Raw genomic sequence first — 9,548 nt, 5'->3', positions numbered from 1 at the left:
AATGTTAACCTTTCCATTAGGTTTCTTTCTTTTAATATTGGCCTGTTGTTTGTATTTATTTTGTATTATGCCCTAAGATCTGCCTTGCAGGTCTAAATCTTTTTAATGAAATGAAAGGATACTTAAAACTAAGAAGAATCGTATTAAAGAAATTGAAGTCTGATCTGCCTTCATACTTATCCTATCATGGGCTAGACCATACGTTGGACGTATTAAATGTGTGTGAGCAATATATTCGAAGGTTAAAATTGTCCGAAGAACAGCGGTATTTGCTTAGAACGGGAGCGATAGTACATGACATGGGTTTTTTAAAAGGTTCAGCCAACCATGAAGAAGTGGGATCTGCCATGGCGGCAGAAATTATGAGAGATTTGGGGATTGATGATATGGCTATCAAGGAAGTAAAGGGATTGGTAATGGCTACAAAGATTCCTCAAACACCACTAAACCCTTTACAAATGATAATATGTGATGCGGATTTAGACTATTTAGGAAGATCTGACTATCCCGAAATCAGTCAAAAACTTTTTGAAGAACTAAAATATATGAAAGTCATTGAAACAGAAGAGCAATGGAAGAATTTGCAGATTAATTTTTTGAAAGCTCACCATTTTCATACCCCATTCGCAGTCAAAAACAGAGAACCTAAAAAGCAGATTTGGTTAAATAAACTTTTAAATTCTTAATTACCCTAACCTTCCTAACTGCATTGCTCTGGAAGAATCCATCTTAATAAAAATAAATAAGAGGATGGTAAAAGACCAAAGTGATGACCCCCCATAACTAAAAAATGGCAAAGGGATTCCTACTACAGGGAATAAACCAATTGTCATGGCAATATTTATCATGAAGTGAAAAAGTATTATCGAGATCACGCAGTAGCCATAAATTCTTGTGAATCTGGTTTTTTGTCGCTCTGCCATGATTATCAATCTATACAGTAAGGCTATAAAAAGAGAGATTACTACAAAACTGCCAAGCCAGCCAAACTCCTCCCCAAGCGTACAAAAGATAAAATCCGTGTGTTGTTCTGGTACAAAGTCAAATTTTGTTTGGGTTCCCTGTAGATAACCTTTACCTATTAAACCTCCCGATCCAATTGCAATTTTTGATTGAGTAACATTCCATCCCACGCCCAAAGGGTCCAGATCAGGATTAAATAATACCATAATCCTGTTTTGCTGATGTTCTGGAAGCTTGGAAACCACAAAATCAATACTGTATACATAGGCTATTAACCCAACACCGATTAAAGAAAATGCTAAAATCCTTTGCCAGGATTTTTTACCTAAAAAAATCAAAATTATAACAAAAGCTAAAATAGCAACAGCAAGGTATAGGTTGTTTTCAATTCCTAATGCTAAAAGAGTTACAGCAATCAATCCAAATCCTAAAATAAAATAAGATTGAGGTAATCCTTCTCTATAAAACATGATCAGCATAGAAAAATAGACCATTGCTGTTCCTGTATCTGGCTGTAGTAATATTAAAACTACTGGTAGAATCAATACTCCAAATGCTTGGATTTGATAGGTACGTTTGGAAAGATCGAAAGTTGGCCTTTCCATAAACTTGGCTAAAGCTAATGCTGTGGCAAATTTGGCAAATTCTCCCGGTTGGATTCGGAAAGATCCCACACCAATAGAAAGAGTTTGCCCGTTTACTTCTTTACCAAGAAATGGTGTAAGTAATAGGATAACAAGAAATAAAAGATAAAGGTAGATAGAAAGGTTTTCATATAGCCTATAGTCCGAGGCCATGATCACAATAATAATCGCAATAGCGGCCCCGATCCAAACTAACTGAATCCCAGAATTGATAGAGAGATCAAAAATGCTTTTTTCTACCTGACCATCATAAACAGCTGCATAGATATTAAACCAGCCAATAATTACAAGGGCGAAATAGATCATCACGACCGGCCAGTCAACTCGATTTATTTGAATATCAGCCTCTCGCATTAATAGATGAAATTTCCAGCTAAAACATATTTTTCAAGCTCAGGACGGGTAATTTCCTTACGGATGTATTTTTCTATCATTAATGAGGCAGTACTTGCAGCAGCTCTACCTCCCCAACCAGCATTTTCGACATAAACTGCAATCGCAATTTTAGGATCATCTTTTGGTGCAAAAGCAACAAATACTGAGTGATCTTCTCCATGGGGGTTTTGGGCTGTCCCTGTTTTTCCAGCAATTGCTATATCCTTAATAATTGCTCTGGTAGCAGTTCCATACAATGCTTCTCCCATCGCATCTTGGATCATGTCAAAATGATGGGAATCAACACCTGCATCATTCTTGATTCTAAATTTCTCAGGAATTAGATTCGAATCTCCATTTATAGATTTAATCAAATGAGGTGTATAATAGTATCCTTTATTTGCAAAAATAGCAGCAAGATTTGCCATCTGTAGGGGGGTGACAAGCATCTCTCCTTGACCAATAGAAAGTGAATATATGGTGCTGTATTTCCATCTACCCTCTCCATAAAAGCGATCATAATATTTACTGGACGGAACGCTTCCACCTTTTTCATTTGGCATATCTACTCCAAGTCGACCCCCCAATCCAAATTTTAATACTCTCTCACGCCAAGCATTGAGTCCAATTTCGGTGTCTTTATAGGTATTGCTTGAAACTTCCTGATTGATAATTTGACGAAAAGCCTGATGGTAATATGGGTTGCAGGAATTTCTTATTGCTCCAAAAAGATTTACTGGAGAAGGGTGGTTATGACATGCTACTAAAGATTTGTTGCAAGCGAAGGTCGTTTCCGGAGTCAAAACTCCATCTTGCAATCCGATAAGACTTTGAACTACTTTGAAAATAGATCCCGGAGGGTATGTTGCCATTATAGGTCTATTGAAAAGTGGCTTACTTTCATCAGAATTAAGGCTTCTATAGGTTTTACTGAATTCGGCTCCGGTTAAGTCATTTGGATTATAGTAAGGAGCGGAAATCATAGCCAATATCTCACCGGTTTTCGGTTCAATTGCTACCACAGAACCTTTTTTGCCATCCATCAGCATTTCTCCATACCGCTGGAGCTCCATGTCGATAGTAGAGATTATATTCTTTCCAGCTAAGGAGGCGGTATCATATTCACCATCTTTAAAAGGTCCTTTGTCTACTCCTCTGACATTAACCATTTTATATTTGACACCTTTTCTTCCTCTTAAATCGTCTTCATAAAAGCGTTCTATTCCGCTCAGTCCAACATAGTCACCTTGTTTATAATAATTAGAAGAATCTTGTTCTAATTGTCTTGCGTTTATCTCTCCAATATAGCCTAGAGCGTGAGCGGCGATCGGAAGCGGATATGACCTCACGGAACGCGTCATGATAAAAAGACCAGGATAGTCTATTAAGTAATCTTGAATTCTAGCAAAATCGGTAGTTGAGATTTGTTTGATTAAAGGAGAAGGTTTTACCCATGAATACTTTCTTGCCGCATTGTAAGATTCAATTAAATCTTCTTTCGATATTCGAAAAAGTTCTAAGAATCGGGTGGTGTCACCTACCTCAAATTCTTTTGGAACAAGCATCAAATCAAAAATTGGATTGTTATAAACCAGTAACTTTCCATTCCGGTCATATACCAATCCTCTATAAGGGTGGTCAACCACTCTTTGAATAGCATTCCTTTCAGCTTTTTTCATAAAGCTGTCATCCATTACTTGAATCATGAAAAGTTTGGTCAAAAGCACCAAACCAATCAAGAAAATGAAGATGATTATTGCTACGGGTCTTTGGTCGTTCATCAGATTCCTCTCCTGCGTTTGAAGAACAGTAGTTGTACAATAATAGCCAAAAGCACTGTAAAAATCGAGGAGAATAAGCTTTTGTTTAGAATACCTAGAAAAGCTCCTGTTCCCCATTGATCGGCTGTAAAAAATATCAGACTAAAACCGAAAGTTAAAGGAAGGGAATAACTCAGAAACCAACCAAATCCCATTTCCTGTAAAGTTGGTTGGCTGGAATCATCATAACCTCCATTTGGTCTAAGTATTTTTAACCAATAAGGTCTTAAAAACGCCATAAATGTTGCTGCCAGAGTATTTAATCCCAATGTATCGTAAAAAACATCGATTAATAATCCTATGCCGAAACTAATAAGCAATAAAGGCACGTGCCTGATTTGTAAAGGAAGACTCAGGATTCCTACCAAATAAATAAAACAAAAAGCCACACCAAATAGAGCTAGATTTTTTAGAAATAGAATTTGGACAAGCCCAAGAATTAAGACTAGAAAAATAAAAGAAATAAGGTTTCTAAAATTCATCAGGTAATTCAGATTTTTGGTATAAGGTGTCTAACTCATTAGCCTGGGTATTTTCAACCAAATAAACGTATGAGATTTTGCTGAAATCTGTTGTTAAGGTTACCTCAATATCAAGGTAATTTGGATCTCCTGATTGTATTACATTCGAAATCACACCAATATTTATATTTCGAGGAAATACGGCGCTATATCCAGAAGTTACCACTGTATCGCCTACTTGCGCTTGAACATGTCTCGGAACATATAGCAATTTGGCTTTTTGTGAATTCTTTCCATCCCAATTAATGGAGCCAAAATCTCCCGTGGATTTAATGATGGAGGAAATCAGTAGATCATTGTTTAGCAAGGAAATTCCGACAGCGTAATTTTTAGAAACAGATTTAACTCTTCCCACTACTCCCGCTTCATTGAAAATTCCCATGCCAGGTTCAATACCATCTAGACTGCCTTTATTCAATGTCAAATGGTTTTGAGCAAATCGGAGGGAATTACTTATGACTCTAGCCCCCTTGAATTCAAATTGAGCAGATAAAACTGAATCTAAATCCAATTTTATTGAATCCGGCTCCATTTTAAGACTATTTAATTGTTCTAAAAGTCTCGAATTTTCTACTACCAATGCTTGATTTGCTTCAGCAAGTGAAAAGAAATCCCGGATATCAGATTGGGTTTCTAAAATAGAACCTGCCATTGCATTTGAACTATTAAAGAACGCCGCACCCTGAGGAGAATTATTTTGGACAAGCAGCCATATCGCTAGGACTTCAAGTAAAATGAATAAAAGAAAAGACCTTAGTTTGTAAAGGAATTGGAGGATGCGTAGCATTAAAGGCTTATGTCATCAATACTGTTCTGAAATTCTGTATATTTTTCAAGGCGGTACCTGTACCTCTTACTACAGCACGAAGGGGATCTTCGGCGATATGAATTGGTAACTTAGTCTTTTGGTGCAGTCTTTTGTCTAGGCCTTTTAGTAGAGCCCCTCCACCAGTTAAATGAATACCATTATCATAAATATCTGCAGAGAGTTCAGGAGGAGCAATTTCCAAAGCTTTTAAAACTGCTTCTTCAATTTTAGACACTGATTTATCTAAAGCAAATGCAATTTCTGAATATGAAACCTTTATTACCTTTGGGATACCAGTCATTAAATCTCTGCCTCGGATTTCATGGTCTTCCGGAGGCTCATCAAGCTCCGTCAAGGCTGATCCAATGGCAATTTTTACTTTTTCAGCAGACCTTTCACCAATTAATAAATTGTGCTGTCTCCGCATGTAGTCCAAAATATCTTTTGTGAATGTATCTCCTGCAACACGGATAGATTGATCAGCTACAATACCCGATAATGCTATCAAGGCGATCTCTGTGGTACCTCCTCCGATATCTACAATCATAGAGCCCATAGGTTTCTCAATATCGATTCCAATACCTATTGCCGCAGCAATTGGTTCAAAAATCATATACACTTCTTTTGCCCCTGCATGTTCCGCAGAATCACGAACCGCTCTTTTTTCTACTTCCGTAATTCCAGAAGGAATACAAATGACCATTCTATGGGATTGGGGAAACATTCCTTTCTTCTGGCCAGGAATCATTTTAATTAAGCCCCGAATCATTTGCTCAGCCGCATAAAAATCAGCAATCACACCATCTTTAAGCGGTCTGATTGTTTTGATGTTCTCATGAGTTTTCTCGTGCATGTTCATCGCCTCCCTGCCAACAGCCAGTACTCTGTTTGTAGTTTTGTCTATCGCAATGATAGAAGGCTCGTCCACCACAATTTTATCCTTATGGATAATCAAGGTGTTGGCTGTACCTAGATCGATGGCTATATCACTTGAGAAAAAATCGAATAATCCCATTTTTGACTTTTTGATTGGCTAATACTTGGAGTTAATTGTTCAATATAATACGATGCGTACTTATTATTAAACGGAGGTCGGCAAAATTATTACCTTAAAGGGAGAAATCTGAAAGAAACCCGATATTTTTTGGTGTATTTATTAAAATGGGCACCTTTAACCTTAGTTTGGTGGGTTTGATTTCAGGATAGTCCCCAATTTGGGTGTGTTGTTAAGAATCCTTATGTAGATTTTTTACTCAAATTGTTTTTGCATCAAATTTATTTTACATTTGTGGCGTATTCGAAAGTTTCTCGAGGGGACAACAATGTCCCCTCTTTCATTATGCATACTATGTCCGAGCTGAAGCAAGCTATCGAAGAAATTGTTGAAAAGCATCTACCTGATGAAAATCATTTCATTGTAGAGGTTATAATGGCTGAAAAGGCAGGTAAAACAACTTTGAGTATTTTGATTGACGCAGATGAAGGTTTGAATATTCAAACTTGTGCGGATGTCAGTAGGGCCGTTTCAGAGGAATTGGAGGCGAAGGACTTAATTTCCGGGGCTTATATTTTAGAAGTGTCATCTCCTGGATTAGATTATCCTCTTAATAGTAGAAGACAATATCTGAAAAATGTAGGTAGGGAATTGAAAGTTTTGCGAACGACCGGTGAAGAACTGGTAGGGAAATTAGTAGAAGTGGAATCATCTGGGGTAAAAATCCAGGTGAAGAAAAAAGAAAAAGGCAAGAAAGCCACGGAAGAGGAAGTTGTTCTTCCTTTTGAAGAGATGAAAAAAACAATCGTACAAGTATCTTTTAAATAACTCAAATGGATGCCAAAATCTTAATAGAATCCTTCGCAGAATTTGCGAGATCTAAAAATGTGGATCGACCTACCATGATCCGTATCCTGGAAGATGTGTTCAGAGCAATGATTAGAAAGAAGTTTGAATCTGATGAAAACTTCGATGTGACAATTAATGCTGATAAAGGTGACCTCGAGATTTTCAGAATCAGGGAAATTGTGGACGACAATTCTGAAGATATTTGGGATTTTGATAAAATTAGTTTGTCTGATGCCAGAAAGATTGAGCCCGATTTTGAGATAGGTGAAGAAGTATATGAGAAAATTGAGTTGGAGGAATTTGGAAGAAGAGCCGTGCAGATGGCTCGTCAAACATTAATCCAGCGAATCAAGGATCTTGAAAAAGATATTTTATACAATAAGTATGAGGAGCAAGTTGGAGAGATCGTTTCAGCTGAAGTTTATCAGATATTAGGTAGAGAAATTCTACTGATGGATGGTGAAGGAAATGAACTGATTCTTCCCAAAGGAGAACAAATACCTAAAGATAGATTTAGAAAAGGAGATTCTGTAAAAGCTATTGTTCACAGGGTGGACATGATGAATGGAAATCCAAAAATCATTTTATCAAGGACTTCTCCGGTTTTCTTGGAGAGATTATTTGAAAATGAAGTTCCAGAAGTCTATGATGGGTTAATCACGATTGTGAAGATCGTTCGTGAACCAGGAGAAAGAGCAAAAGTTGCTGTTGAATCTTATGACGACAGAATTGATCCAGTAGGAGCTTGTGTCGGAATGAAGGGTTCCAGAATCCATGCAGTTGTTCGTGAGCTTCAAAATGAGAATATAGATGTAATAAATTATACAGATAATTTAGATCTATATGTAACAAGAGCTTTGAGCCCTGCTAAGGTTTCTTCTATAACTGTAAACAAGGAAACGAAAAGAATATCTGTATTCCTGAAACCAGACCAAGTTTCCCTAGCTATTGGAAAAGGTGGTTTCAATATAAAATTGGCCAGTAAATTGGTGGAGTACGAAATAGATGTTTTCCGTGAATTGAATGAATACGAGGAAGAGGATGTTGATCTATTGGAATTCGGTGACGAAATTGAAGGATGGATCATTGAAGAGTTGAAAAAGACAGGTTTGGATACTGCTAAAAGTGTCTTGACTTTAACAAGGGAGGATTTACTCCGAAGAACAGAACTTGAGGAAGAGACGATCGATGAGATATTCAGAATCCTCAGACAAGAATTTGAACAATAATACAAAGGGTTTACTTATAAAAACACCCTATTTTACTTAAGATTTCGAAAGAGGTTTTTGCTTATGTCAGAAGAAAAAATGATACGATTAGGCCAAATAGCAAGAAAACTCAACGTGGGAACGGCGACCATAGTTGAGTCGATGGCTAAAAAGGGCTTTGAGGTGGAGAATAATCCGAATTCCAAGATCAGCATGGAACAAGTGGAGATGCTGAAAAAGGAATTCAAATCTTCTGCCCTCGATAAAGAAGAGGCTTCCCACCTTTCTATAGGGAAGCGTCATGAGCCTATTTCGATGGAGCCAGATTCTCCAAAGCAAGAAAAGGCTCCCGAACCAGAACAAAAAGCTGCTCCTGTGGAGGCTCCTAAATCTGAGCCAAAAGCCGAACCTGCACCGGCTCCAGAGCCAACGCCGAAAGAAGAAACAAAGCCTGAAGTTAAAGCTGAAGAGCCAAAACCAATTCCTGTAAAACCGAAAGAGCCTGACGCTCCGAAAGTTGAAACAGAATCTCCAAAACTGGAAGGAATAAAAGTTCTTGGCAAAATTGACTTGAGTAAAAATCCAGCCCCTACACAAAGACATGGGGGACAGGGTAACCGCGGACAAAGGCATGGGGGGGATAATAGAAAACCTCAACACCAACAAAAACCACAACAGGATCAAAAGAAGCCTCATGCTCCTCAGCATAAAAATATTAAACCAACACCACCGGTAGCCCCAAAACCTGAGGTTAAGCCAGCTGCTGCTAGTTCAACACCGAAAGAAGAAGTTCCAAGACCAAAGCCAAGTGAATTGATTTCTGCAAAAGCTGATTCCTTAAAGGGTCTGACAGTGCTAGGCAAAATTGAACTTCCTGCTGATAAGCCAAAGAAAAAAGGTGGTCCAGTTGCGTCTTCTGATGAAAGAGGAAGAGATAAAAAGCGTCCGCGAAAAAGAATCGACAAGGGGGGTTCTAATGCCGGGGGTAATAGAAACCAAGGCCAAGGTGGTGGTAATAGAAACCAAGGAGGTCAAAAAGGAAATAATCAAAATAGAGGAGGACAAGCGAGAGTACAGAAAGCTGAACCCACTCAAAAAGAAATTCAGGATCAAATCAAGCAAACTCTTGCTAGGCTTCAAGGTAACAAGCCGGGAGGGGGGAAATCTAAGTCAAGAAGAGATAAAAAGGCAGAACGAGAAAGAGAAGTTGATCACGAAAATGAAGAAACAAAATTGCTTAAAGTCACAGAATTTATTTCTGCCAATGACTTAGCAGCTCTTTTGGACGTTTCTGTAAACCAAATTATTTCGACTTGTATGTCTTTGGGTATGTTTGTTTCGATCAACCAAAGACTAGATGCTGAAG

General features: G+C 37.9%; 9 protein-coding genes. 4 read left to right on the top strand and 5 right to left on the bottom strand.

Annotated features, from left to right (window positions below):
• Positions 1–110: 110 nt before the first annotated feature.
• Positions 111–686: an HD domain-containing protein gene (locus Q0L68_RS11880; RefSeq protein ID WP_296703318.1), complete on the top strand. Its 576-nt coding sequence runs from the start codon at positions 111–113 to the stop codon at positions 684–686.
• Here Q0L68_RS11880 and rodA read toward each other — a convergent pair whose 3' ends face one another.
• Genes rodA through Q0L68_RS11855 form a run of 5 tightly spaced genes read right to left on the bottom strand, consistent with a single transcriptional unit; the run spans position 687 to position 6,146 of the window.
• Positions 687–1,961, bottom strand: coding sequence for a rod shape-determining protein RodA (gene rodA, locus Q0L68_RS11875; protein WP_296703315.1), 1,275 nt, complete (start codon positions 1,959–1,961; stop codon positions 687–689).
• Positions 1,961–3,763: a penicillin-binding protein 2 gene (gene mrdA, locus Q0L68_RS11870; RefSeq protein WP_296703314.1), complete on the bottom strand. Its 1,803-nt coding sequence runs from the start codon at positions 3,761–3,763 to the stop codon at positions 1,961–1,963. Before mrdA ends, rodA begins: the two co-directional genes overlap by 1 nt.
• Positions 3,763–4,284, bottom strand: coding sequence for a rod shape-determining protein MreD (locus Q0L68_RS11865; RefSeq protein WP_296703311.1), 522 nt, complete (start codon positions 4,282–4,284; stop codon positions 3,763–3,765). The genes mrdA and Q0L68_RS11865 overlap by 1 nt, the downstream gene beginning before the upstream one ends.
• The gene (gene mreC, locus Q0L68_RS11860; RefSeq protein WP_296703307.1) at positions 4,274–5,110 is read right to left on the bottom strand and encodes a rod shape-determining protein MreC; all 837 of its coding nucleotides are present in this window, start codon (positions 5,108–5,110) and stop codon (positions 4,274–4,276) included. The genes Q0L68_RS11865 and mreC overlap by 11 nt, the downstream gene beginning before the upstream one ends.
• Before the next feature lie 7 nt (positions 5,111–5,117).
• Positions 5,118–6,146 (bottom strand): rod shape-determining protein, encoded by a 1,029-nt coding sequence (locus Q0L68_RS11855; RefSeq protein WP_296703304.1) that lies wholly within the window; start codon positions 6,144–6,146, stop codon positions 5,118–5,120.
• A gap of 333 nt (positions 6,147–6,479) precedes the next feature.
• On the opposite strand from Q0L68_RS11855, the gene Q0L68_RS11850 reads away from it, so the two are divergent.
• The 3 genes from Q0L68_RS11850 to Q0L68_RS11840 form a co-directional block, all read left to right on the top strand.
• A complete protein-coding gene (locus Q0L68_RS11850; protein WP_296703321.1) occupies positions 6,480–6,953 on the top strand; it encodes a ribosome maturation factor RimP in 474 nt (157 codons plus the stop codon).
• A 5-nt stretch (positions 6,954–6,958) separates the two neighbouring features.
• A complete protein-coding gene (gene nusA / locus Q0L68_RS11845; protein WP_296703301.1) occupies positions 6,959–8,203 on the top strand; it encodes a transcription termination factor NusA in 1,245 nt (414 codons plus the stop codon).
• A 63-nt stretch (positions 8,204–8,266) separates the two neighbouring features.
• The coding region (locus Q0L68_RS11840) for a translation initiation factor IF-2 N-terminal domain-containing protein (RefSeq protein WP_296703298.1) at positions 8,267–9,548 on the top strand (1,282 nt) is incomplete at its 3' end.

The sequence above is a fragment of the Algoriphagus sp. genome, assembly GCF_024642405.1.
In the GTDB taxonomy this organism is placed as follows: Bacteria; Bacteroidota; Bacteroidia; order Cytophagales; family Cyclobacteriaceae; genus Algoriphagus.
This window is presented reverse-complemented; position numbering and strand designations above follow the sequence as displayed.